Genomic DNA, 25,597 nt, shown 5'->3' with positions numbered 1-25,597 from the left:
TAAAATTTATTAATGTCTTTTATTGTAATTTATATAATCGTCCCTAAAATCGCTTTATTTTAATTTTAACTAAAATTTATCACTTTTTCAGTCTAAAACTGCGACTGGAACTGAAAAACTAAAAAATATTATTTTTTAACAGCTTCAACCAATTCCAATTCTTCCAAACTTACTTTAGAAGTAAAAATTCCGTAATTAACAGTTGCCTTATTTTTTTCAATAGCATCTATACTTCCAACGGATCTTCCGTCAAGCATTCTTACTCGGTCGCCAACTTTTAAAATAGGTCTTGGTTTTTCGATAATAGGTTTGAGTTTCTTTTCTTTTTTCTCTTTTCGAATTTCCTCAACTTTTACATTAACTTCAGCAATAATTTCTTTTTGTTTTTCAACTTTTGCTTTTACTTCTTTCGGAGTTGCTTTTTTACGTTTTGAATTTTCAATCTCAACAATTTTCAAGAACTCTCCAATCAATTCTTTTTTGTTTTTATTATTGAAATATTTCTCAGCAATATCATCAATTTTTTGTCCTATATAAATTATCTTCTGATTACTATCATATAATTCCTGATAGCTTTCTAATTTTTGTTGGATTTTGGTATTGATGTTTTCCATCTTTTTACTTTCCTCACGAGCACGAGTTTCTTCTTCTTTTAAATTCAAAGAAGTTTTTTCGAGTTTCGATCTTTCTTTTTGAAGAGTCGCGATAGTTTTATCAAAACGAACTTTTCCAACTTCGATTTTCTTTTTTGCACGATTAATCAATCCAAACGGGATTCCATTTTTTTGAGCAACTTCAAATGTAAACGAACTTCCTGCTTGACCTAAAGCCAATTTGTACATTGGTTCAAGAGACTTTTCGTCAAACATCATATTCGCATTAGTTGCGTATGGCAATTCGTTTGCTAAAATTTTTAAATTTGAATAATGCGTCGTGATAATTCCGAATGCTTCACGATGATAAAATTCTTCCAAGAAAATTTCTGCTAAAGCTCCCCCCAATTCCGGATCAGAACCTGTACCAAATTCATCAATCAAAAACATGGTTTTCTTGTTGCATTTTTTTAAGAAATAATTCATGTTTTTTAATCGGTAACTATAAGTACTTAAATGATTTTCAATAGATTGATTATCACCAATATCAGTCAAGATTCTGTCGAACAAGAAAGTTTCACTTCTTTCGTGAACTGGAATTAAAATTCCAGATTGCAGCATTAATTGCAATAAACCAACTGTTTTTAAGGAAATGGTTTTTCCTCCAGCATTTGGTCCAGAAATTACAATAATTCGGTTTTCTTGTTTTAACTCAATGGTCTGCGGATGTGTAATTTCCTTTTTTTGTTTGTTATTTAAATATAAAATGGGATGATACGCTTCTCTAAAAAACAATCTTCTTTCTTCTGTAATTGCAGGAAGAATTCCGTTGATGCGATTGGCATATTTTGCCTTTCCGGCAACGACATCTATATCGCTCAAAAAGTCTTGATATTCAATTAATAAAGGAAGATAAGGGCGAATTACGTTGGATAGATTTTTTAAAATTCTTGTAATTTCTTCTTTTTCTTCGTATTCTAAATTTGCTAATTCTCTTGAATATTTCAAAGTAGCTTCGGGTTCTATATATGCGATACTTCCAGTTTTGGAACTTCCTAAAATTGAACCTTTTACTTTACGGCGATACATAGCTAAAACTGCTAAAACTCTACGGTTTTGCACAAAACTTTCTTTAATATCGTCCAAATATCCTAAACCATTATATTGCGTTAAAGCCGAACCAAAACTTTGATTGACTTTACCGCGAACTAGATTCATATTCTGACGGATTCCAGAAAGAGCTGGAGAAGCATTGTCTTTTATTTCTCCATATTTATCTACAATTGCATCGATCGAAGTGATAATATCTTTGGTTAATTCTACACGCGAAGCTCTAGCATTTAAATTTGGATAATAGTCATTGAATTTTTTTAAGAAATTCAGTAAGACATTTGTTGTTGCAGAAAGATTGGCAATTTTTCTAAAACTGCCTACTTCAAGAAAACTATCTTCAATAGCTAAAAACTTAATTTCGTGTGTAATGGCGTCAAAACCATGATTAGGAATTGCGTTATTATTTTGAAAAGAAGAAACATACTCTGATGTTTGCATCAGTTCTTCTTTGTCTCTAATTGGTTTTATTTGCAAAGCCTTTTCTTTTCCAATATCGGTGTTGCATCCATCTGAAATGGTTTCAAGTACGGTTGGAAATTGTAAGTCTTGTAATGTTTTTTCGGTAATACTGATCATTTAATAACTTTATGAAAGTAAAGGCAAAAGTACGAAAACATTCATCAATTGTGAATTGTTACTTATTAATTATGAGTGATAAGTTATGAATTATGCGTTTTTTGATTGGCTTTCATTTTTACTTAGCGTTTTGAATTTTTGATTTTAAGTATTTATTTCTGAAATTAGCATAAAAAAATTATGGACGTAAAAATGCATCCTTCTTGGAAACCCGTTTTGAATGAAGAATTTGAAAAATCCTATTTTAATGAATTAATTGATTTTGTAAAGACGGAATATGCAACTAAAATCTGTTATCCGAAGGGAAGCCAAATTTTTTCAGCTTTTGACCATTGTCATTTTGATCAAGTAAAAGTTGTTATTATTGGGCAAGATCCATATCATGGACCAAATCAGGCAAATGGATTATGTTTTTCTGTAAATGACGGAATTCCATTTCCTCCATCACTTCAAAATATATTCAAAGAAATTGAAAGTGATTTAAATATACCTGTACCTAATACAGGAAATTTAGAACGTTGGGCAGATCAGGGAGTTTTTCTTTTAAATGCTACTTTAACCGTGAGGCAATCTGAAGCAGGAAGCCATCAAGGTAAAGGCTGGGAAAAATTTACGGATGCCGTTATCAAACAAATTTCTGCTGAAAAAGAAAATGTTGTGTTTTTACTTTGGGGAGGATTTGCTCAGAAAAAATCAGCTTTGATAGATGCTTCTAAACATTATATTTTAAAATCAGGACATCCTTCACCTTTGAGTGCGAACAGAGGTTTTTGGTTTGGAAATAAACATTTTAGCCAAGCAAATGAATTTCTAAAATCGAAAGGATTAAAAGAAATTGAGTGGTAATTTTTTTTAAAAGGGACAAAGTTTCAGAGTTACAAAGAGACAGAGAGAAAAACTTTGTGTCTTTGTGTCTTTGTGTCTTTGCAAGAAATGCTTTTGCAAAAAAAAATCTTTTGAATCTGCATAATCTGCAAGAAACAAAAGACTTAATTTTTTATTACTTTTTTATAATTTCTTCTAAAACGGCTTTGTTTTCATAATTCACCACTTTTAGAATAATTTCCTGATTTTTTACTGTTTTTCCTTCAATGATATAAAGTTTTCCTTTATTGAACGGAACATTGCTTTTATCAAAATCGACATCTCCGTAAGTCAATGTGTTTTTAACATCTGCTGTATCAACCCATTTTTCATTTAAAGTTTGAACAGCTTTTTCGGAATATTGAAAAGGTTTTGTTCTAAGGTTATTTAAAACTCGAGCATTTGGAAAATAATTACAACGAGTGTCTTTTCCGCTAAAAATAGCTGCTACAACAAAACATCCCATTACAAGACCAATCAAATAATATGCAAAACGGTGTACGAACTTCATGAAATAATTTTTTTGCAAAGGTACATTAAACTTCCCTTAAAATACAAGTAAATTAATATCGTTATCGGGTAAATCGAACCAATCACCAATGGCTTTATTAGTTAGGATTCCGTGATAAAGATAAATTCCATTTTTAAGTCCCTTGTTGCATCTTATGGCACTTTCTATGCCACCATCTTCGGCTATCTGATGAAGATATGGTGTTAAGATGTTACTAATTGATAATGAAGCGGTTTTAGAATATCTTGATGGAATATTAGGTACGCAATAATGTAAAACATTGCTTTTTATAAAAGTAGGTTTTTCGTGCGTTGTAACTTCGGAAGTTTCGAAACATCCGCCCGTATCAATGCTAACATCGACAATTACCGCACCTTTTTTCATATGTTCCACCATTGTTTCGTTAACTACAATCGGACAACGTTCTTTTCCGCGCATTGCGCCAATTGCCACGTCACAACGTCTTAAAGCTTTTAATAAGCCTTTTTGTTGTATAGTTGAAGTGAAAATTCTTTGATTTAAATTATTTTGTAAACGACGTAGTTTTGTAATTGAATTATCAAAAACTTTAACATTTGCTCCAAGTCCAATTGCTGTTTTTGCGGCAAATTCACCAACAGTTCCAGCGCCTAAAATTACAACTTCAGTAGGAGGTACGCCTGTAATGTTTCCAAACAAAAGTCCTTTTCCAAATTCGTCAGTAATCATTAATTCTGCCGCAATAAGGATTGAAGCAGTTCCCGCAATTTCACTTAAAGATTTTACTGCAGGATAAGATCCATCTTCATCTTTAATGTATTCAAAAGCAAGAGCTGTGATTTTCTTTTGTGCCAGCGCCTCAAAATATGTTTTCTTTTTGGTCTTTAACTGAATTGCAGAAATAATAACCGTTTCAGGATTTATCATTTCAATTTCGGCTAATGTTGGCGGTTCTACCTTTAATAAGAATGGACAACCAAAAACTCTTTTGGCATCTTTTGTAATTTCTGCGCCAGCATCTGCATATTCCTTGTCTGTGTAACTTGAACTTTCTCCGGCTCCAGATTCAATCATAACGCGGTGTCCTGCATATGTAAGTGAGTTTACAGCATCAGGAGTTAAGCAAATACGACGTTCCTGATAACTTGTTTCTTTAGGAATTCCTATAAAAAGTTCTCTTTTAAAACGACCAACCTCAAGTTTTTCTTCCTGTGGTATTAATTGTTGTTTTGTAAATGGAGTTAAGGTAATTGACATGGATTGTGCAAAAAATTAAAGGTACAAATTACGTAAAAAGTTTTAAAATTAGTGCAAAAATTCTGCTAATACTGCATATCGAGAATGTTAAGAAATTTATTGTTCTTGTTTTAGTAATTTACAAATTATGTAAACTTTGGATTTGATCAAGATTTAGGCTAATTTAAGCTCTCTTTTTCCGTCTGAAAGCAATTCAATATCTATAGTAGAATGTTCTTCTGGAATTAAATTAGCAATTTTTTCTGACCATTCTATAAAACACCAATTTCCAGAATACAAATAATCATCAACTCCCATATCGAGTGCTTCCGTTTCTTTATTTAATCGATAAAAATCAAAATGATAAACTGTCTGATTATTAGTAGTGTAGTATTCGTTAACTAAAGAAAAAGTAGGACTGCTTGTTGCGTCTTCAACTCCTAAGCTTTTGCACAATTGTTTAATTAGTGTAGTTTTTCCAACTCCCATTTCTCCATTAAAAAGAATGATTTTTTTAGGATTTGAATCGATAATCTGCTGCGCAACTTCTTGAATTTGATCTAATGAAAAAACGATGTTCATTGTATGTTTTATTTTTGCCACGAATTTCACGAATTTTCACGAATTAATTTTTCTTTTAAATTAAAATTAGTGGAAATTAGTGAAATTTGTGGCGATATACTTTTATTTAGGATTAAAAACCAAGAACGGAATAATCATTTCTTCTAACGAAATTCCACCATGCTGGTATGTGTTTTTATAATAACTCACATAATGATTGTAGTTGTTTACATATGCTAGAAAGAAATCATTCTTAGCAAAAATAAACGAACTGCTCATGTTTATAGCAGGAAGGCCAATTGTTTTAGGTTCTTTAACTACATACACATCTTTTTGTTCGTATGTTAAACTACGTCCAGTTTTGTATCGCAAATTTAGACTTGTATTTTTATCTCCCACAACTTTAGACGGATTTTTTACATTAATTGTTCCGTGATCGGTTGTTAAGATTAATTTGAAACCTAAAAGTTGTGCTTGCTGAATAATCTCTAATAATGGAGAGTTTTTAAACCAGCTAAGTGTTAAGGAACGGTAAGCTTTATCATCTGAAGCTAATTCCTTAACAACTTCCATTTCGGTTTTAGCGTGCGAAAGCATATCAACGAAATTGTAAACTACCGTTACTAAGTCGTTTCCTTTTAAGGCTTTGAAGTTTTCTGCTAATTTTTTTCCGCCAGAATAATTAGTGATTTTAAAATAGTCTTCTTTGATATTTAAGCCCAATCTTTTTAATTGAGCAGATAAAAATTCAGCTTCATAAAGATTTTTTCCTCCATCTTCTACATCATTTTTCCAATATTGCGGAAATTGTTTTTCCATTTCTAAGGGCATTAAGCCTGAGAAAATTGAGTTTCTGGCATATTGTGTCGCGGTTGGAAGAATAGAGTAATAAGGAACTTCTTTTTCTAATTTGTAATAATTAGAAACTACAGATTCGAAAGATTTCCATTGATCGTAACGAAGATTGTCGATTACAACAAAAAGAATGGGTTTGTCTTTCTTTTTAATTTCTGGAACAACCAATTCTTTAAATAAAGTATTCGATTGTATTGGTTTATCTGCTTTTGGAGCAAACCAATCTTCGTAATTTCTTTCTATAAATTTTCCGAACTGAGAGTTGGCTTCTACTTTTTGAGATTCTAGAATCTCGATCATAGCCGTATCATTGATGTCTTCTAGTTTTAATTCCCAAAAAAGTAATTTTTTATACAATTCAATCCAATCTTCATAAGAATTTACCATGGCTAATTCCATCGCAATTTTTCTGAATTCTTTTTGATAATCTAAAGTCGTTTTTTCGGTAATTAATCTTGAATCCTCTAAGTTTTTCTTCAAACTCAATAAAATCTGGTTTGGGTTTACAGGCTTGATCAGATAATCGGCGATTTTAGAACCAATGGCTTCTTCCATTATGTATTCTTCTTCACTTTTGGTTATCATAATCATAGGAATAGCAGATTTTTTTTCTTTCATTTCAGAAAGTGTTTCCAATCCGCTCATTCCGGGCATGTTTTCATCCAAAAAAACAATATCGAAGCTGTTTTCTTCAAACAAAGCAATGGCATCGAGACCATTATTACAAGTTGTAACTTCGTAATTCTTTTTTTCTAGAAATAATATGTGGGGCTTTAAAAGATCGATTTCATCATCGACCCAAAGTATTTTTATCTTATCCATAAATCAATTAATAATTTTTACTGCAATTTAAAGTTATAGAACTTAAAAAGTATTAAAAATAGTATAAAGTTCTTAAAGAATCACGATGATTTTAACTCGATTTTTATCTTTTTTTTATGTATAATATTGAAAATCATCTCTATTTTGGCATTCATTTTTAAATAAAAAACACCAACCTCTTTATACTTATTTACTTATATTTGTTGACCTAAAAAATATCGCAATAGTGACTCATATCAATAAACTAAAAATATTCAACGATCCCATATATGGTTTTATCACGATTCCGAATGAGCTTGTTTACGATTTAATTCAGCATCCTTATTTTCAACGTCTTCGTCGAATCTCGCAAATGGGATTGTCATATTTGGTATATCCAGGCGCTAATCATACCCGATTTCATCATGCTCTAGGATGTATGCATTTGATGAAAAAAGCAATCGATACGCTTCGTTTTAAAGATGTTGTCATTTCAGAAGAAGAAGAAAATGCTTTATTGATAGCAATTTTATTGCACGATATTGGGCACGGACCATTTTCTCATGCAATGGAGAGAAGTATTGTTGAAGATGTTCATCATGAGGCAATTTCGTTATTGTTTATGAATCAGCTTAACGAAGAATTTGATGGAAGATTGAGTTTAGCAATTCAGGTGTTTAAAGGAGAGTATCATAGAAAATTCATGTTGCAATTGATTTCAAGTCAATTAGATATGGATCGAATGGATTATTTAAAGCGTGATAGTTTTTACACTGGAGTTGCAGAAGGAAATGTGAATTCTGAACGATTGATTCAGATGATGAATGTTGAAAACGATGTATTAGTTATCGAAGAAAAAGGAATTTATTCTGTCGAGAAATTCCTGCTTTCACGTCGATTAATGTACTGGCAAGCCTATTTGCATAAAACGAGTTTAGTTGCCGAACTAATTTTGATGAAAGTATTAAAGAGAGCAAAAGAACTCATTTTAAAAGGAGTCAATTTGCCTTGCAGTGAGCCTCTTTCGTATTTTATGCATAATAAAATAACTCTTGAGAATTTTGATGCAGAAAGACTTGATTTGTTTTCGCAATTAGATGATTTTGATATCATTAGTGCCTTAAAAGCGTGGCAGCGAAATGACGATTTTGTATTGAGCACTTTAAGTAAGATGATCATAAATAGAGATTTACTAAAAATCAAGATGAGTGCTGAGAAAGTTTCTGTGGAAGAATCCCAATCTTTAAAAGAAAAATTTGCAAATCAGCATCATATCAGTCAATTAGACGCAGGTTATTTTATTTTTAGAGGGAAAATTAAAAATCAAGCTTATAGTAAAGAAGCGGAACCTATTCGAATTTTGAAAAAAGATAAAACAATTGAAGATGTTGTTGAAGCTTCTGATCAGCTGAATTTGAAATCGTTATCTAAATTGGTAACAAAATATTATATCTGTTTTCCAAAACAACTTATCTAAAATTAACATTTAAAATCTATTTTTTATATTTTTGTCGCGATGAAATTTACAGCAGAACAAATAGCAGGAATTTTAGAAGGAGAAGTTGTTGGGGATCCCAATGCAGAAGTTTCTAAGCTTTCCAAAATCGAAGAAGGCGAAAATGGATCGCTTACTTTTTTGGCTAATCCCAAGTATATCAATTATATATATAGTACAAAAGCAACCGTTACTATTGTTAACGACAGCTTTGTACCAGAGCAAGAAATTACTACTACCTTAATTAAAGTGGAAGATGCTTATGCGGCATTTTCTAAACTTTTACACTTTTATAATCAGGTTAAATTAAACAAAACAGGTATCGAACCTCAGTCATTTATGTCTGAAGGAACTAAATATGGAGAAAATCTCTATTTAGGAAGCTTTAGTTATGTTGGTCAAAATGTTGTTTTAGGTGACAATGTAAAAATTTATCCAAATAGTTTTATTGGCGATAATGTTGTGATAGGCGATAATGTATTCATTTTTGCTGGCGCGAAAATTTATTCAGAAACAGTTATTGGAAATAATTGCACCATTCATTCAGGCGTTATAATTGGTGCCGACGGTTTCGGATTTGCGCCAAATGAAAATGGAGAATACAGTAAAGTGCCACAAATTGGGAATGTTATTTTAGAAGATAATGTTGATGTTGGTGCAAATACAACAATTGACAGAGCAACTCTTGGTTCTACAATTATTAGAAAAGGAGTAAAGTTAGATAACCAGATTCAGATTGCTCACAATGTCGAAATTGGAAAAAATACTGTGATAGCTGCTCAAAGCGGTGTTGCAGGTTCTACAAAAATTGGAGAAAACTGCATGATCGGAGGTCAGGTAGGTATCGCAGGTCATTTAATTATAGGTAATAATGTTAGACTTCAGGCGCAGTCAGGAGTTGCAAGAAACATTAAAGATGATGAAGTTTTGCAAGGAACTCCATCACTTGGATATACTGATTTTAATAAATCATATGTTCATTTTAAGAATCTGCCTAAAATTGTGGCCGAAGTTGAAGAATTAAAAAAACAAATAATAAACCCAAAAAATGGAAATAATGGTTAAACAGAAGACCATCAAAAATGAAATTTCGCTAACAGGAGTTGGTTTACACACTGGAAAAGAAGTTACAATGACTTTTAAACCTGCACCCGTTAATAATGGTTTCACTTTTGTAAGAGTAGATTTGCAAGGTCAACCAGTCATTGAAGCTGATGCTAATTATGTTGTTAATACTCAAAGAGGGACTAACCTTGAGAAATTAGGAGTTAAAATTCAAACTCCAGAGCACGTTTTAGCTGCTGTAGTTGGATGTGATTTGGATAATATTATTATTGAATTGAATGCCTCTGAACTACCAATTATGGATGGTTCATCAAAATATTTTGTAGAAGCAATCGAAAAAGCAGGAATCGAAGAGCAAGATGCTAGTCGTAATGTTTATGTAGTAAAAGAAGTTATTTCGTTTACTGATGAAGCTACAGGAAGTGAAATTTTGGTTATGCCAAGTGACGAATACCAAGTAACTACAATGGTAGACTTTGGTACTAAAGTATTAGGAACACAAAACGCTACTCTAAAAAGTCTTTCTGATTTTAAACAAGAAATTGCAAGCTCAAGAACATTTAGTTTTTTACATGAACTAGAATCTTTATTAGAGCATGGTTTAATTAAAGGAGGAGATTTAAATAACGCAATTGTTTATGTAGATAAAGAGATTTCGGAGTCTACAATGGAGAATTTAAAGAAAGCATTTGGTAAAGATGAAATTTCAGTTAAGCCAAATGGTGTTCTAGATAACTTGACATTACATTATCCGAACGAAGCTGCAAGACACAAATTACTTGATGTTATCGGAGATTTATCTCTTATTGGAGTTCGTATTCAAGGGAAAATTATCGCAAACAAACCAGGTCACTTTGTAAATACTCAATTTGCTAAAAAGTTGGCTAAAATTATTAAAATAGAGCAGAGAAATCATGTTCCTGTTTATGATTTAAATCAAGAACCTTTGATGGATATTCATAAAATTATGGCGATGCTTCCTCACAGACCTCCATTTTTGTTGATTGATAGAATTATTGAAATGTCTGATCGTCATGTTGTTGGTTTGAAAAATGTAACGATGAACGAAAATTTCTTCGTAGGTCATTTTCCTGAAGCGCCAGTAATGCCAGGAGTTTTAATTGTAGAAGCAATGGCTCAGACAGGTGGAATTTTAGTTTTAAGTACAGTTCCAGATCCTGAAAATTATTTGACTTACTTTATGAAAATTGATAATGTAAAATTCAAGCATAAAGTATTGCCAGGTGATACCTTAATTTTTAAGTGCGAATTAATTTCTCCTATCAGAAGAGGGATTTGTCATATGCAGGCAAATGCCTATGCTAATGGTAAATTAGTAACAGAAGCAGAATTAATGGCACAAATAGCAAGAAAACAATAATAAATTATCAAATTTATTGTTTAGGTTTGTTGCCTCAAATCGAAATATTTTAATTAAAAATATAAAACATACAGATGAATCAACCATTAGCATATGTTCATCCAGGCGCGAAAATCGCTAAAAATGTTGTAATAGAGCCATTTACAACAATTCACAATAATGTTGTTATTGGTGATGGTACTTGGATTGGTTCAAACGTGACCATTATGGAAGGAGCTCGAATTGGAAAAAATTGTAATATTTTTCCAGGAGCTGTAATTTCTGCAGTGCCACAAGATTTAAAATTCGGAGGAGAAGATTCTCTTGCTATTATCGGAGATAACTGCACTATTAGAGAGTGTGTTACTATAAACAGAGGAACAATCGCTTCAGGACAAACGGTTATTGGAAATAACTGTTTAGTAATGGCTTACGCGCATATTGCACACGATTGTGAAATTGGAAATAATGCTATCATCGTTAACGGTGTTGCTTTGGCAGGCCATGTAGTTGTTGGAAATCATGCAGTTATTGGAGGTCTAGCGGCAATTCATCAGTTTATTCATATTGGAGATCATGCTATGATTTCTGGAGGATCTTTGGTAAGAAAAGATGTTCCTCCTTTTACAAAAGCTGCAAAAGAACCTTTGTCTTATGTGGGTATTAATTCAGTTGGTCTAAGAAGAAGAGGGTTTAGCACTGAAAAGATTAGAGAAATTCAGGAGATCTACAGAATTTTATACCAAAAAAATTACAATACAACACAAGCTTTGAGCATTATTGAAGCTGAGATGGAAGCGACTCCTGAAAGAGATGAAATTCTTGATTTTATCAGAAATTCTTCTCGAGGAATTATGAAAGGTTATTCAGGGAACTATTAATTTTAGGGTTTAGATTTCTGATTTTAGATTTCTAAGCTGTAAATTGAAAAATATAAAATTAAAAATGAAAATTGATTCTTTATCTAGGAATCTAAAATCTATCCCGAAGCTTCGGGACTAAAATCTAAAATAAAAAAACAAATGGCATCTACATCAGATATTAGAAACGGATTGTGTATTAAATTTAATCACGACATCTATAAAATTATTGAATTCCTTCACGTAAAACCTGGAAAAGGTCCAGCTTTCGTAAGAACAAAACTGAAAAGTTTAACTTCAGGAAAAGTATTAGACAATACTTTTTCAGCAGGTCACAAAATTGACGTTATTAGAGTTGAAACTCATACATTTCAATATTTATACCCAGAAGGTGATGAATTTCACTTTATGAATGCTGAAACGTTTGAGCAGATTTCTTTAAACAAAAATATTTTGGATGCTCCAGATTTGTTAAAAGAAGGAACAAACGTAATGGTGCAAATTAATACAGAAACAGATTTGCCATTATCAGTAGATATGCCAGCTTCTGTTGTTCTTGAAGTTACTTACGCTGAACCAGGTGTAAAAGGGAATACAGCTACAAATGCAACAAAGAATGCTACAGTAGAAACAGGTGCAAACATCAACGTTCCTTTGTTTATCAATGAAGGTGATAAAATTAAAATTGATACAGCTTCAGGTTCTTACATGGAGCGTGTAAAAGAGTAGTCTTTTAATTGAGATAATTTGACAATGAGTCAATTAGATAATATGTGAGTCGACATAATTTTGTATATTCACATTCTAATTGACTCATTTTCTAATTGACAAATTTTCTAATTATAACATATGAAATTTCAAAAGAGTCATTCTTTACAAGAAATTGCAAGTTTGCTTAATTGCAAATTTATTGGTGACAAAGACTTTCAAGTTTTAGGCATGAACGAAATACATGTAGTCGAGCCTGGAGATATTGTTTTTGTCGATCATCCAAAATACTACGATAAAGCTTTGCAATCTGCCGCTACTATTGTTTTAATAAACAAAGAAGTGGATTGTCCAGAGGGAAAAGCACTTTTAATTTCTGATGACCCATTCAGAGATTTTAATATTCTAACCAGACATTTTAAACCTTTTCAATTTGCTAATGTAGCCATTGCTCCATCTGCAGAAATTGGAGAAGGAACTATAATTCAGCCCAATACTTTTGTTGGTAATCACGTTAAAATTGGTAAAAACTGTCTAATTCATTCCAATGTTTCAATTTATGATCATACCATAATTGGAGACAATGTAATTATTCATGCAGGAACTATTTTAGGAGCAGATGCTTTTTATTACAAAAAACGTCCTGAAGGTTTTGATCAACTAGTTTCTGGAGGAAGAGTTGTTATTGAAGATAATGTTGGAATTGGAGCACTTTGTACTATTGATAAAGGTGTGACTGGAGACACAACAATTGGAGCAGGAACAAAACTAGATAATCAAGTTCATGTTGGACATGATACTGTTATTGGTAAAAAATGTCTAATTGCTTCACAAACTGGAATAGCTGGCTGTGTGATAATTGAAGACGAAGTTACAATGTGGGGACAGGTTGGTACAACGAGCGGCATTACTATTGGCTCAAAAGCTGTAGTGATGGGACAAACCGGTGTTACTAAATCAGTTGAAGGAGGAAAATCGTATTTTGGTACTCCGATTGAAGAATCTAGAGAAAAGTTGAAACAACTAGCTAATATCAAGAAAATTCCTGAAATTTTAAGTAAATTGAAGTAATATGTCTATTAAAGAATTTGTTCAAAAATTTTATAAGTCAGATGCCTTAATTGATAGTGAAATTTTAAAAACGTATCTGCATCCTGATGTTATACTGGAGTGGAACAGCAGTAAAGGTTTCATTCAGATGGATTATGATTCTATAGTAGATATGGCAAACGATCTTAGTCGAGCATATGTGCGCTCAAAAGTAAGAATTAGTCATATTATTAGCGAAGATGATTTAGTATCAGTGCGTTACTCTCATTTTGTGAAAACAATCGAAAATCCGAGAGAAGAGATGCTTTTAGCGCATTTTGCAACAATTTGGCAGATTAAAGACGATAAACTTTACAGAGGTTATCAGATGAGTCAATTTTCTTAATATTTTTTTGACAATAAAAGAGGCAAAATACATTACAAAACCTTATTTTTGCAACACAAATTTAAAAACTACATAAAATATATATCATGAGTGTTTTAGTTAATAAAGATTCCAAAATAATTGTTCAGGGATTTACAGGAAGCGAAGGTACTTTCCACGCTTCTCAAATGATTGAGTACGGTACTAATGTTGTTGGTGGTGTTACTCCAGGAAAAGGAGGAACTAGCCATTTAGATCGTCCAGTTTTTAATACAGTAAAAGATGCTGTTGATCAAGCTGGTGCTGATACTTCTATCATTTTTGTTCCGCCAGCTTTTGCTGCTGATGCAATTATGGAAGCTGCTGATGCTGGAATTAAAGTAATTATTGCTATTACAGAAGGAATTCCTGTAGCAGACATGATTAAAGCAAATAATTATGTTAAAGAAAGAAATTCAAGATTAATTGGTCCAAACTGCCCAGGTGTAATTACTCCAGGTGAAGCTAAAGTTGGTATTATGCCAGGTTTCGTTTTCAAAAAAGGAACAGTTGGTATCGTTTCTAAATCAGGAACTTTAACTTACGAAGCTGCTGATCAAGTTGTAAAACAAGGTTTAGGAATTACTACAGCTATCGGAATTGGTGGAGATCCAATTATTGGAACTACAACTAAAGAAGCTGTTGAATTATTAATGAATGATCCAGAAACTGAAGCTATCATTATGATCGGTGAAATTGGTGGTCAACTTGAAGCTGATGCTGCAAGATGGGTAAAAGCTGATGGTAACCGTAAGCCAGTTATTGGTTTTATCGCTGGAGAAACTGCTCCTGCTGGTAGAACAATGGGACACGCAGGTGCTATTGTTGGTGGTTCTGATGATACAGCTGCTGCTAAAAAACAAATTATGAGAGACAACGGAATTCACGTTGTTGATTCACCAGCTGAAATTGGTAAAAAAGTAAAAGAAGTACTTGGATAATCTCCAAATATTTAAAATAATACATTCTAAAAAGTCTCAATATACGTTGAGACTTTTTTACATTTTGCAATACTAAGGATATAAAGAAAAAACTTAGCATCTCAGAGCCTTAGTATCTTAGAAGCTTAAAAGAAAAATGATGAGTAAAGATTTAGAAAAATTTAAAGTAAACAACAGCTTTACTTTTACAGTTGAAGATAGTTTAGAACAAGCTTGCAATGCTCCAGAGGGAAGTGCTGGAATTTTTGTTGTTTATGCAATAGAAGGTGCTGAAAAAGAATTAATTATGGTTGGTTCTACAGGAACTGTTCAGAACGACGGAACTTTAAAAAGCAAAAATGGCGGGTTATATGATAAAATCGTAAACGGACACCAATTTGCAAAAACTGGAAGAAAATATTCTTGGCCAGCGCAAATGAAACTAGAAGGTATTGCGGCTTTAGAAGTTGTTTGGTATGAGACTTTTAATGCTGATGTAAAAGCAATTCCAACTGCTGTAGAGGGAAAAGTTTTGCAGAATTTCTTAGATGAAAATGCTAAGTTGCCAAGATGGAACGTAGCTTTCTAAGTTACTTAAAATAAAATTTTCAAAAAAAAAGCCTTGCTGTTTTAGCAAGGCTTTTTTTTGTTTTGTAGAATTTAATTTTTGTAAGAATGCTTAAGATTAGTTTTTGCCTGAATGAATTTATAATAGCTACGACCTTATTTGGTTAATTAAAATTTAATTTATGGTAAATTTAAGATTAAGCAAAAAAAATAAGGCAATTACTGATAAATTTAGAAAAAGTTGCTTTTTTTAATGATGAATTGGCTTTTTATCATTTGCTTTTCTATATTTATCACACAAAAACAAAAAATATTGTTAAAATTTGGTTCATTTTGTATGAATTTTGCCTGTTTAAAAAGTAAAAATCTTATTTAATTAATGTTAAATAAAAAATAACTTTTGAAGGTTTTTTTTCTAAAAGAAATCAAAGTTTAGCTGAATTTATTCCTAGTTATTAATCCATTTATATTTAAGAACGAATCTCTTAAAATATAGTTGATTGCTGATAATTCAAAGTTGAAAGTAATATGAGCCAAATTTTAAAAAACAAAATGCTAGATGATTTTATTCTTTGGAATAATTTGAAAAATGGTGATGAAAAATCGTTTTCTTTTCTTTTTGAAAAATATTATAAAGACTTAATCAATTATGGAAATTCCCTTTGTCCTTTCTCCGAAAAAGTACAAGATTGTATTCAAGATGTCTTTGCGGATATTTGGCTTTATCGTAATTCGCTACAAGACAATGTAATAGTAAAAGCATATTTGCTTTCTAGTGTTAGAAAAAGGATTGCTAGATTGCATGAAAGGGATCATGTTTTTAGAAAAACGACCTCGACTGATGTTTTAGAATTTCTTTTCGATTTTTCTATAGAAAATGATTTAGTAGAAGATGAAATTACTGCTGAACGCGTCTTATACTTGAATAAATTACTAAATGATCTTCCAGGGCGTCAAAAAGAAGCGCTTTATCTTCGTTATCATCAAGGGTTAAGTGTAGATCAGATTGCAGATTTATTAGATGTAAATTATCAATCTGCAAATAACTTGTTGCATCGCGGATTGTTGAGTCTTCGTAAAGAATGGAAAGGTAGTATTCCGTTGTTAATCCTTATATCTGCAGGGGTTTTGTAAAATTTTAAGAAAAAATCAAAAAAAAATCTTAAATAAGTGAGTATATAATATAAAAACTGTCCTCTATGTTTTTGTAACCTTAATAGTAAGATGCGAAAACGTAATAATTATATCGAAATAGAGGACTTTTTAGCTGATGAATCTTTTCAATTGTGGATATTATCTAAAATTGATGAGCAAGGCTGGGAAGAATGGACTTTAGAGAATCTTGAAAGAGCCAAATTGGTTGAAGACGCAAGACTTTTGCTGTTGGCAATGAAAGTTCCAAATTCTAAATTAACTTCAAATGATGTTCATGAAGCCTTAAAGGAAACTTGGCAGAAGATTGAACAAAGAGAATTGCTTTCTCAAAAAACTTTTAAAATTAAAAAACAAAGAACGCAGCGCTACTGGATTAGCGGTATTGCAGCGGCTGTTCTTGCCGGTGTTTTTTCAACATGGTTTTTCAAAAGTGATGTTTTGCCACAAGATAATGTGGTTACCTACAAAGAGTTAGTCGAAGAAAATAACGAAGGTTTAGTTGAACAAACCAATAATACTGAAAAATCTCAAATTGTTACTTTGTCTGATGGAAGTTCAGTTCTGTTGCAACCAAATAGTAAATTAAGTTACCCAAAAATCTTTACCGGAAACGAAAGAAAGGTGTATTTATCCGGCGAAGGTTTCTTTGAAATTAGTAAAAATCCTAAAAAGCCTTTTTTCGTTTATGCTAACGAAATAGTGACAAGGGTTGTTGGTACAAGTTTTAGAATTAAAGCTTTTCCAGACCAGCAAAACGTAGAAGTACTAGTTCGCACCGGTAAAGTAAGGGTAAGATCTAACGATTTGGTTCGCGCTGATAAGACAGAAGAAATTGTTTTACTTCCAAATCAAGCATTGCGTTTTACTCGTAAAGATTTTGTTTTCAGTAAAATAACAAATATTACTGAAGATCCGATTCTGGTTAATAGTGTTAGGAATATTGAGCAATTAAGTTTTGAATTTACAGATATTCCTGTAGCGCAAATTCTAGAAACCATCGAGCAGGCTTATGTAGTTGAAATAGATTATCCTAAAGATAAACTAAAAGAATGCAGATTGACCACTTCGCTAAGTGATCAGCCTTTAGCAGAAAAGCTTAAAATTATTTGTAAAAGCATTGGAAACGATTCTAATTATGAAATGAATGGAAATCAAATTGTCATTACAACTTCGGGATGTAATTGATTTGTGAAATTCAATAAAAATAAAGAAACCAAAACCGAACTGAATGTCCAAAAAAAAATAATGTAACTGCCTATGTAAAAAATGAATGCATAAAAAAAGTGCCGAAAATGCTGTAACATAATCGACACTTAATTAGATTAAATCACTCTCTGTAAAGAGTAATTTATGATGTTTCTTAAAATACACTCGAATAGTATTAATCAAAACAAACCAAAATTATGAAAAAACCTGTTGTCAAGCAACGATTACTTCACCAAATCATGAAAATAACGCTGTTTCAGTTTGTGTTAGCACTTGTCTTTTCAAGTGTTACATTTGCAAATAATGTAAACGGGCAGAAAAAACTAGATACTAAAGTTACAATTACATTGGAAAATTTGACTTTAGACAATGCTTTATCAAAAATCGAAAAATCTGCTCGTGTTAAATTTTCTTATAATTCTAGACTTCCTCAACTTGCAGAAAAGGTTAGTATAGAAGCGAACCAAGAAACTTTATCTAGTATTCTTAGCAGAATACTAGTGCCATTTAATATAACTTTTTCAGAAGTAAGCAATCAGATTGTGCTTCAAAAGAGCACAGTTGCTTCTTTTTCGAATACAAACAATCATGATTCTCTTTTTGAAATTTTGACTTTTGGTCCAATCATTAAAGGGAAAGTGACAGACCAGACTGGTAGCCCACTTCCGGGTGCGACAGTTATGGCTAAAGGAACAAAAACTGCTGTATTAACAGATTTTGATGGAAATTTCGTTATAGAAATGCCTGCCAATGTTACGCGTATTGTAATTTCTTATGTTGGTATGGAAACTAAGGAAATTGGAATTGAAAATAATACACCAACAATTGTTTTAACTGAAGCTGGACAAGATCTTAAAGAGGTAGTTATTACTACTGGTTACGAAAAAACTTCAAAAAGAACATTTACTGGAGCTATTAGTAAAATTTCTGGGGCTGAGTTAAAAGTTGATGGAGTAGTAGACGTTAGTAGAATGATTGAAGGGAAAGCTGCAGGGGTTACTGTTCAAAACGTTACAGGATCTTTTGGTGCAACTCCTAAAATTACGGTGCGTGGTTCTTCTTCTATTTTTGGAGATACAAAACCTTTATGGGTAATTGATGGTGTTGTTCAAGAAGACATTATCAATGTTACATTTGCTGATTTGGCTTCTGGAAATTCAGCAACATTGTTAAGTTCTGCTGTTGCGGGATTAAATGCAAATGACATTCAAAGTATTGAAATTCTTAAAGATGCATCTGCTACCTCAATCTATGGTTCAAGATCTTTAAATGGTGTTGTTGTTGTAACAACGAAACAAGGTAGAAGAGATTCTCCTTTAAAAATTAATTATTCTGTTGAAAATACGGTAAGAACAGTACCTAGCTACACGCAATATGATATTTTAAATTCTCAGGAATCTATGAGCGTTTTTCAAGAGATGAGAGCAAAAGGTTATTTGGATCAAAGTTCGTCTTTGACGGCTAGATTTAGTGGTGTTTATGGTATTTTGGCAAAACAAATTAATTTATACGATAGTTCTAATGGTCAATTTGGTGTTAGAAATGAACAGCCTTATATCAACGAATTTCTAAAAAAATACGAATTAGGAAATACAGATTGGTTCAAAGTTTTGTTTAGACCATCTATTACTCAGAATCATTCGTTAAGTTTTTCTGGTGGAGGAAAAAATAATACATTTTATGCTTCTTTAGGTTACTATACAGATCCAGGATGGACTTTGGCAGATAATGTAAAACAAATCTCTTCTAATATTAAAGGAACGTTTTATATCAATGACAGATTGAATATTACATTATCTACATTAGGTTCGATTCGTGATCAAGAAGCTCCTGGTACTTACGAAAGTAAAAATGATGTTGTATATGGTAAAATAACGAGAGATTTCGATATCAACCCATTCAATTATGTTTTAAGTACAAGTAGAACACTTAGACCTTATGACGAAAATGGTAATTTAGAATATTACCAAAATAACTGGGCTCCAATGAATATTCTTAATGAGTTGAAAAACAATACTCTTGGAATTAAAGTAAAAGACATTCGTTTTCAGGCAGATTTAGAATATAAATTGGCTAAAAATTTGACTTATAACTTTACAGGTTCTGCTCGTTATGCTAATACATCAAGAGAGCATAAGATTTACGAAGGTTCTAATGTTGTAGGAGCTTACAATGCTGGTGTTGGAGAAACTTTAAATACTCAAATTCAAAGCGCTAACGTGTTTTTATATCAAAATCCAAACGATTTAACTGCGCCTAAAGTTTCAGTATTGCCGTATGGTGGTTTCTTAAGAAAATACACTAACGATATGACTTCATACAATGTTAGAAATAGTGTTACTTACAGAAATATTTTTAGCGATAAACATGAAGTTGAAGGTTTCTTTGGAACAGAGTTTAGATCAGTTGATAGAAATAATGACAATTTTACTGCTGCCGGAATACAATTCGAAAAAGGTCTTAGTGCTTTTATTGATCCAAAAATGATTGAGAAATTAGTGAATGAAGGTAATTCGTACTATGATTTTGGAGCAGAAAGAGAGCGTACAGTTGGTTTCTTTGGAAAAATAGGATATACATATGATCGTCGTTATACTGCTTCTGTTACAGGTCGTTATGATGGTTCTAACAGACAAGGTGACACAGGATCTTCAAGATGGTTGCCAACTTATACTGTGAGTGGGAAATGGAATATCAAAGAAGAAAGTTTTATGAAAGATGTTGAAGATATCAATACTTTGGCACTTAGAGCTTCTTATGGTTTAACTGCTACAGCAGGACCTGCAACTAACTCATTAGCAATCTACAAAAGTTATATAGCAAATCGTTTTCAAACTAGCGATAGAGAAAATGCAATTCGTATAGAAGATTTACAAAACAAAGATTTGACTTGGGAAAAACAATATGAAACCAATATTGGTTTAGATCTTGGAATGTTTAATAACAGAGTACAACTTACTACAGATGTTTACCAACGTAAAGCTTTTGATTTGATCGATTACGTAATTACTTCTGGAGTAGGAGGAGAATCTGTTAAACAAGGTAACAACGCTGATATGGAAACTAAAGGTGTTGAGCTTGGTATTACTACTCAAAACATTACTTCAAAAGATTTTAAATGGTCAACAACGTTAAACTTTTCTGTTTACGATCAGAAAATTACTAAACTGGCAAACAAACCAGCGGTATTTGATTTAATCGCTACTAATGGTGGAAATACAGTTGGTCACCCAAGAAACTCATTATATTCTTATCAATTTACAGGATTAAATAATGAAGGATTACCAACTTTTAAATTGCAAGATGGTGCTGATAATAATATAACAGAAGCTAATTTTCAAGATACTAACGATGTAACGAAGTATTTGAAATATGAAGGTTCAGTTGAGCCAAATAAATCAGTTGGTCTTGCTAATACATTTACTTACAAAAGCTGGTCTTTATATGTATTTGTAGTTGGATCAGGTGGAAATAAAGTGAGATTAAATCCTGTTTACAGTAATACTTACAATGATCAGACTGTTTTCACAAAAGATTTTGCTAACAGATGGATTAATCCTGGTGACGAAAACTTTACAAATGTTCCAGTTATCGCTGATAGATTGTTGAATAGAAATTACGGAGCTAATGATTTACAAATTGCTTATAATACTTATAATTTCTCTGATGTTAGAATTGCAAGCGGTGATTTCGTAAGATTGAAAAATATCTCTCTTAGCTGGGAATTTCCAAGCGAATACAAAAGAAAGTTAGGATTAACAACATTTAATTTAAAAGGTTCTGCTGTAAATCCATGGTTGATTTATTCAGACAAAAAGTTAAACGGACAAGATCCTGAATTCCGTAATACAGGAGGGGTAGCATTCCCAATCACGGCACAATATACTTTTGCAATTAATCTTTCATTCTAAATAATAAATTGATTATGAAAAATATAAAAATAACACTATCATTATTATTGCTAGTTGGTTTTAGTAGTTGTGATGATTTTCTTTCAGAAATACCAGACAATAGAACACTAATAGATACTCCTGAAAAAATATCAGAATTATTAGTTACTGCTTATCCAAATAGATCTTATTTCCCGATTGCAGAGGTTATGTCTGACAATGTTTACGATACAGAAGTTCAATCTACAAGTATCATAAACGAAGAAAGTTACAACTGGGAAATGCAATCTCAAATTGGATTGGATAGCGAAAATGCATTCTGGATGGCGTCTTACGAAGCTATTGCTGCGGCAAACCAAGCATTAGACGCTATTGAAAAATTAGGTAGCCCAGCAACTTTAAATCCGCAAAAAGGAGAAGCTTTAATTGCTAGAGCTTACAATCATTTTATGTTGGTGTCATTATGGTCAAACCGTTATAATCCTGCAACAGCAGCGACAGATTTAGGTGTTCCATACATCACAAAACCAGAAACAGAATTGTTGGTAAAATACAAACGTAATACTGTTCAAGAAGTATTTGATTTTGTAGAACAAGATCTTATTGAAGGAATGAAATACGTAACAAACGAGTATAAAGAACCTAAATATCACTTTACTATTGATGCTGCGAAAGCTTTTGCTGCTCGTTTTTATTTGATAAAAGGAGACTGGGATAAAGTTCTAGAATTTACCGAAGGACTTGGTTCTAAACCAACAAAACTTAGAAACTATCCAGCTTTTTATGCTGCAGCTTTTGCTCAGATGCCAATTGAATATTCAAGAGTAGAGCAAGAAACTAATTTATTGGTAGACTATCCTAACTCAATTGCTAATAGATCAGCTTCTTACAGATTTGCTCTTCCTGGAAATAAATCAGATGAGATATTTGGTGTTCAAACTAATATTTGGGCTAAAGCAAATGTTATTAGACCAAATGGACAGTATTATGGAGGTATCAATGTATTTGTTCCTAAACTTTATGAGTACTTTAAATACACCAATTTAACTTCACGTACAGGAGAGCCTTACACAGCGACAGTATTATTTAGTAACGACGAAATGTATTTGAACAGAATCGAAGCATTAGTAATGAAAAACAGATTTGCTGAAGTTAATACAGAATTAGGGTACTTTTTAGGAACTAGAACTACTGGATATAATGCAACAACAGATATTTTGAATGAAACTGTTGTAACCAATAAATTTCCTGTAGTTGCAAACGAATTTACGCCATATTACACATTAACACCTCTTCAAACTTCTTACATTAAAGCAATTGCCGAAGCAAGAAGAAGAGATTTTATTCGTGAAGGTTTAAGATGGTTTGATATTAAGCGTTTTAATCTTGTTGTAACACATAATACTCTTGAATTTGGAAAAGTGGTAAGAAGTAATGTCTTAGAAAAAGACGATAAAAGAAGAGCATTACAAATTCCGCTTAGAGCGTCAGATAATGGCATTGAAAAAAATCCTAGATAATTTTTAATTTGAAAGTAATATGAAAATATTTAAAACATATAAGACAGTATTAATTGCAGGAGCTTTGTTAATTGCATCTTGCGCCCATGAAGACCAACCAAAAGAAAGTCAATTAGATTTTTCTACTCCGGTAAAAACAGATTTGGATAAATGGATTGGTACTAATTTTTTAGATCCTTATAATATTAATGTGTATTATGAGTGGAATCAGAATTTGGTAGACAATAATAGATATTTGTATCCACCTCTTGTTGCAAAGGTACAGCCAGCAATGGAAGTGGTTAAGAAAATCTGGATTGACAGTTATACAACTATTGGAGGGAAAGAATTTGTTAAGAAGATCGCACCTAGAGAGTTTGTGCTAGTTGGAGGTATAAACTTAAATACAAATGGTACAGTAACATTAGGACTTGCCGAAGCTGGTCAAAGAGTTTCATTGTTTCAAATAGACAATTTAAACAAAAAAAGTAGAGCAAGTGTAACACAATTTATTCATACTATTCAGCATGAGTATGTTCATATTTTAAACCAGACAAAACCTTTTGACGAACAAGCTTGGGCAAAGTTAACTCCATCTGGTTATACTTCAAGCTGGTATGTAGAGGCAATTGCAACTTCAAGATCTTTAGGATTTATAACAAGTTATGCTAGATTAAATATTTACGAAGATTTTGCAGAAACTGCTGCAACAATCTTGACAAGTTCAAAAGCAGAATATGATGCAATTTTAGCAGGTGTTACAGATGCAACTGCAAAAGCAAATATTAAAGCAAAAGAGGCGCTTGTGGTTAAATATTACAAAGAAGCATTCAATATCGACTTTTATGCTTTAAGAGATGAGGCTCAGAAAAATACAGATATTGTAATAAATAATTAAGGACGAAAATTATTATAAAAAAATACTATTATGAAAGCAAAATATATATATAAGTGCTTATTGATTTCTTTCGTAGCCTTGCTTTTGGGATCATGTTCAAGTCCGGAAGTAGATGCAAAATTTGATGAAAATGCAACAGACAGATTAAGCGGGCGTCAGAAAGAATTAAACGATTTATTACTTTCATCAGCAGATGGTTGGAAAGCAGTTTATTATACTGATAGTACACAATTAGGAGGATGGACACATTTATTTAAATTCTTACCAGGAGGAAAAGTAGATATGGCATCAGACTTTACAGGTAGAGATGGAGAAATTGACACGAAAACATATCAAAGCCAATACAATATTCAGGTTGGAAGCACAGTAAGTTTAGTTTTTTCTACACAAAATAGAATACATCTTCTATCAGATGCAAATAATTATCCGACTGCTGGACTTTTGGCAAAAGGATATTTAGGAGATTTCCAGTTCTATTACTACGGACAAAAAGATGGCAATATCATTTTTAAAACAAATAGAAATGGCCACATGCTTCGTTTTGTAAAAGCAACACCAAAAGACTGGACCGATTTACCTAAAAATGTTCCAATTATCAAAAACATAACTGGAGATATGAATAGTCCATTATTTAGATTATTAGAAATAAATGATGGTACAGCAACCAAAAACTATGATTTTAGTTATAATACTAGCGCTCGTTTTGGTACAGGTTATTCTTTAGATCCTGCTGTTAATACAAGTTATGATCTTGCACTTTCATTTAATCCTTTAGGAGCTTATTCAAAACTTCCATTGGATGTAAAAGGTCAGAAGCTTACAGATTTTGTTTATGATACTCCTACGAATTCTTTCGTAGCTACTGGAAAAGATGGTGTAAAAGCAACTATAAAATATACCAATGCACCTCCAAGACTAACAGATGATTACAAAGTAACATTGCCAGCAGCAGGAGCACCATCAACAGCTTATGGTTATATCGCAGCGAACTTGGCTAGTGCTCCGACTAATTCACAATTGTGTGTGTTCTTGCTAAACGAAATAAATAACGCATCTGCAGCAAAAGTAAACAGAGTGCAATTTACTTTCTTCAACAACCGTACTGTAGATATTATGTACAGTTTTACTGGAGGAAAAGCAACTGTTTATCATAGAGCAACTATTACAGAAGATGCAGTTAATAAGACTATTATTTTGAAACATTCATTATGGCATAACGGAACTTCTGTAATTGCGGCAGATCCTTTAGTGAAAAATCTTGATGATAAATTAATGGATCCTAAAGGTTTATATGTAACTAGAGAAAGCTTTAGAATACAGTTTACCAATACAATTTACACTTTTACAGCTGCATCAAGTAGTTTTAGAATTACAACTTACGCATTCCAATAATATAAAAATTTAGAATAATTTTTATTCATAAAAAGCAACT

21 protein-coding genes are annotated in these 25,597 nt (G+C 32.0%); 16 read left to right on the top strand and 5 right to left on the bottom strand.

Going from position 1 to position 25,597, the window contains the following annotated elements:
- Nucleotides 1-128: 128 nt before the first annotated feature.
- A complete protein-coding gene (locus tag LL966_RS18045) occupies nucleotides 129-2,282 on the bottom strand; it encodes an endonuclease MutS2 (protein ID WP_229355155.1) in 2,154 nt (717 codons plus the stop codon).
- Between the two features lie 180 nt (nucleotides 2,283-2,462).
- On the opposite strand from LL966_RS18045, the gene LL966_RS18040 reads away from it, so the two are divergent.
- A complete protein-coding gene (locus tag LL966_RS18040) occupies nucleotides 2,463-3,128 on the top strand; it encodes a uracil-DNA glycosylase (RefSeq protein WP_229355154.1) in 666 nt (221 codons plus the stop codon).
- Nucleotides 3,129-3,282: 154 nt separating this feature from the next.
- Here the strand turns inward: LL966_RS18040 and LL966_RS18035 are convergent, their stop codons facing one another.
- From LL966_RS18035 to porX, 4 genes are all read right to left on the bottom strand, one after another.
- The gene (locus tag LL966_RS18035) at nucleotides 3,283-3,657 is read right to left on the bottom strand and encodes a DUF4258 domain-containing protein (RefSeq protein WP_229355153.1); all 375 of its coding nucleotides are present in this window, start codon (nucleotides 3,655-3,657) and stop codon (nucleotides 3,283-3,285) included.
- A gap of 36 nt (nucleotides 3,658-3,693) precedes the next feature.
- Nucleotides 3,694-4,893, bottom strand: a complete 1,200-nt coding sequence (locus LL966_RS18030) for an alanine dehydrogenase (RefSeq protein WP_229355151.1) — start codon at nucleotides 4,891-4,893, stop codon at nucleotides 3,694-3,696.
- A gap of 153 nt (nucleotides 4,894-5,046) precedes the next feature.
- Nucleotides 5,047-5,454 carry a tRNA (adenosine(37)-N6)-threonylcarbamoyltransferase complex ATPase subunit type 1 TsaE gene (tsaE, locus tag LL966_RS18025; protein ID WP_229355150.1) on the bottom strand — a complete coding sequence of 136 codons (408 nt, stop codon included), beginning with the start codon at nucleotides 5,452-5,454 and terminating at the stop codon, nucleotides 5,047-5,049.
- Nucleotides 5,455-5,556: 102 nt separating this feature from the next.
- Nucleotides 5,557-7,110 carry a T9SS response regulator signal transducer PorX gene (gene porX, locus LL966_RS18020; protein WP_229355148.1) on the bottom strand — a complete coding sequence of 518 codons (1,554 nt, stop codon included), beginning with the start codon at nucleotides 7,108-7,110 and terminating at the stop codon, nucleotides 5,557-5,559.
- 226 nt (nucleotides 7,111-7,336) lie between these two features.
- Here porX and LL966_RS18015 point away from each other — a divergent pair, with 226 nt between their 5' ends.
- The 15 genes from LL966_RS18015 (at nucleotide 7,337) to LL966_RS17945 (ending at nucleotide 25,557) form a co-directional block, all read left to right on the top strand.
- Entirely contained in the window at nucleotides 7,337-8,566 is a 1,230-nt protein-coding gene (locus LL966_RS18015; RefSeq protein ID WP_229355147.1) for an HD domain-containing protein, read from the top strand.
- A gap of 39 nt (nucleotides 8,567-8,605) precedes the next feature.
- Nucleotides 8,606-9,649: a UDP-3-O-(3-hydroxymyristoyl)glucosamine N-acyltransferase gene (lpxD, locus tag LL966_RS18010; RefSeq protein WP_229355146.1), complete on the top strand. Its 1,044-nt coding sequence runs from the start codon at nucleotides 8,606-8,608 to the stop codon at nucleotides 9,647-9,649.
- Nucleotides 9,642-11,030 (top strand): bifunctional UDP-3-O-[3-hydroxymyristoyl] N-acetylglucosamine deacetylase/3-hydroxyacyl-ACP dehydratase, encoded by a 1,389-nt coding sequence (locus LL966_RS18005; protein ID WP_229355145.1) that lies wholly within the window; start codon nucleotides 9,642-9,644, stop codon nucleotides 11,028-11,030. Before lpxD ends, LL966_RS18005 begins: the two co-directional genes overlap by 8 nt.
- Nucleotides 11,031-11,104: 74 nt before the next feature.
- Complete coding sequence (gene lpxA, locus LL966_RS18000) at nucleotides 11,105-11,890, top strand: acyl-ACP--UDP-N-acetylglucosamine O-acyltransferase (RefSeq protein ID WP_095951251.1); 786 nt, start codon at nucleotides 11,105-11,107, stop codon at nucleotides 11,888-11,890.
- 141 nt (nucleotides 11,891-12,031) lie between these two features.
- A complete protein-coding gene (gene efp, locus LL966_RS17995) occupies nucleotides 12,032-12,598 on the top strand; it encodes an elongation factor P (RefSeq protein ID WP_229355144.1) in 567 nt (188 codons plus the stop codon).
- 120 nt (nucleotides 12,599-12,718) lie between these two features.
- Nucleotides 12,719-13,648: a UDP-3-O-(3-hydroxymyristoyl)glucosamine N-acyltransferase gene (locus LL966_RS17990; protein WP_229355143.1), complete on the top strand. Its 930-nt coding sequence runs from the start codon at nucleotides 12,719-12,721 to the stop codon at nucleotides 13,646-13,648.
- 1 nt (nucleotide 13,649) lies between these two features.
- The gene (locus LL966_RS17985) at nucleotides 13,650-14,012 is read left to right on the top strand and encodes a nuclear transport factor 2 family protein (RefSeq protein ID WP_229355141.1); all 363 of its coding nucleotides are present in this window, start codon (nucleotides 13,650-13,652) and stop codon (nucleotides 14,010-14,012) included.
- Nucleotides 14,013-14,098: 86 nt separating this feature from the next.
- Nucleotides 14,099-14,971, top strand: a complete 873-nt coding sequence (gene sucD, locus LL966_RS17980) for a succinate--CoA ligase subunit alpha (RefSeq protein ID WP_057118027.1) — start codon at nucleotides 14,099-14,101, stop codon at nucleotides 14,969-14,971.
- Between the two features lie 139 nt (nucleotides 14,972-15,110).
- Complete coding sequence (locus LL966_RS17975) at nucleotides 15,111-15,539, top strand: hypothetical protein (RefSeq protein WP_229355139.1); 429 nt, start codon at nucleotides 15,111-15,113, stop codon at nucleotides 15,537-15,539.
- Between the two features lie 506 nt (nucleotides 15,540-16,045).
- Nucleotides 16,046-16,651: an RNA polymerase sigma factor gene (locus tag LL966_RS17970; protein ID WP_229355137.1), complete on the top strand. Its 606-nt coding sequence runs from the start codon at nucleotides 16,046-16,048 to the stop codon at nucleotides 16,649-16,651.
- A gap of 90 nt (nucleotides 16,652-16,741) precedes the next feature.
- On the top strand, nucleotides 16,742-17,857 hold the full coding sequence (locus LL966_RS17965; protein ID WP_229355135.1) for a FecR family protein: 1,116 nt from the start codon (nucleotides 16,742-16,744) through the stop codon (nucleotides 17,855-17,857).
- A gap of 218 nt (nucleotides 17,858-18,075) precedes the next feature.
- Entirely contained in the window at nucleotides 18,076-21,789 is a 3,714-nt protein-coding gene (locus tag LL966_RS17960) for a SusC/RagA family TonB-linked outer membrane protein (RefSeq protein WP_229355134.1), read from the top strand.
- Nucleotides 21,790-21,803: 14 nt separating this feature from the next.
- Nucleotides 21,804-23,288, top strand: coding sequence for a RagB/SusD family nutrient uptake outer membrane protein (locus tag LL966_RS17955; protein WP_229355133.1), 1,485 nt, complete (start codon nucleotides 21,804-21,806; stop codon nucleotides 23,286-23,288).
- Nucleotides 23,289-23,307: 19 nt separating this feature from the next.
- Nucleotides 23,308-24,165, top strand: a complete 858-nt coding sequence (locus LL966_RS17950) for a zinc-binding metallopeptidase (RefSeq protein ID WP_229355132.1) — start codon at nucleotides 23,308-23,310, stop codon at nucleotides 24,163-24,165.
- Between the two features lie 30 nt (nucleotides 24,166-24,195).
- Entirely contained in the window at nucleotides 24,196-25,557 is a 1,362-nt protein-coding gene (locus LL966_RS17945; RefSeq protein WP_229355131.1) for a DUF4302 domain-containing protein, read from the top strand.
- Nucleotides 25,558-25,597: the final 40 nt, after the last annotated feature.

The sequence above is a fragment of the Flavobacterium chungbukense genome (assembly GCF_020805785.1).
Lineage (GTDB): Bacteria > Bacteroidota > Bacteroidia > Flavobacteriales > Flavobacteriaceae > Flavobacterium > Flavobacterium chungbukense.
Note: the sequence above shows the minus strand (reverse complement) of the source record. Positions and strands in the feature narration are given on the sequence as shown.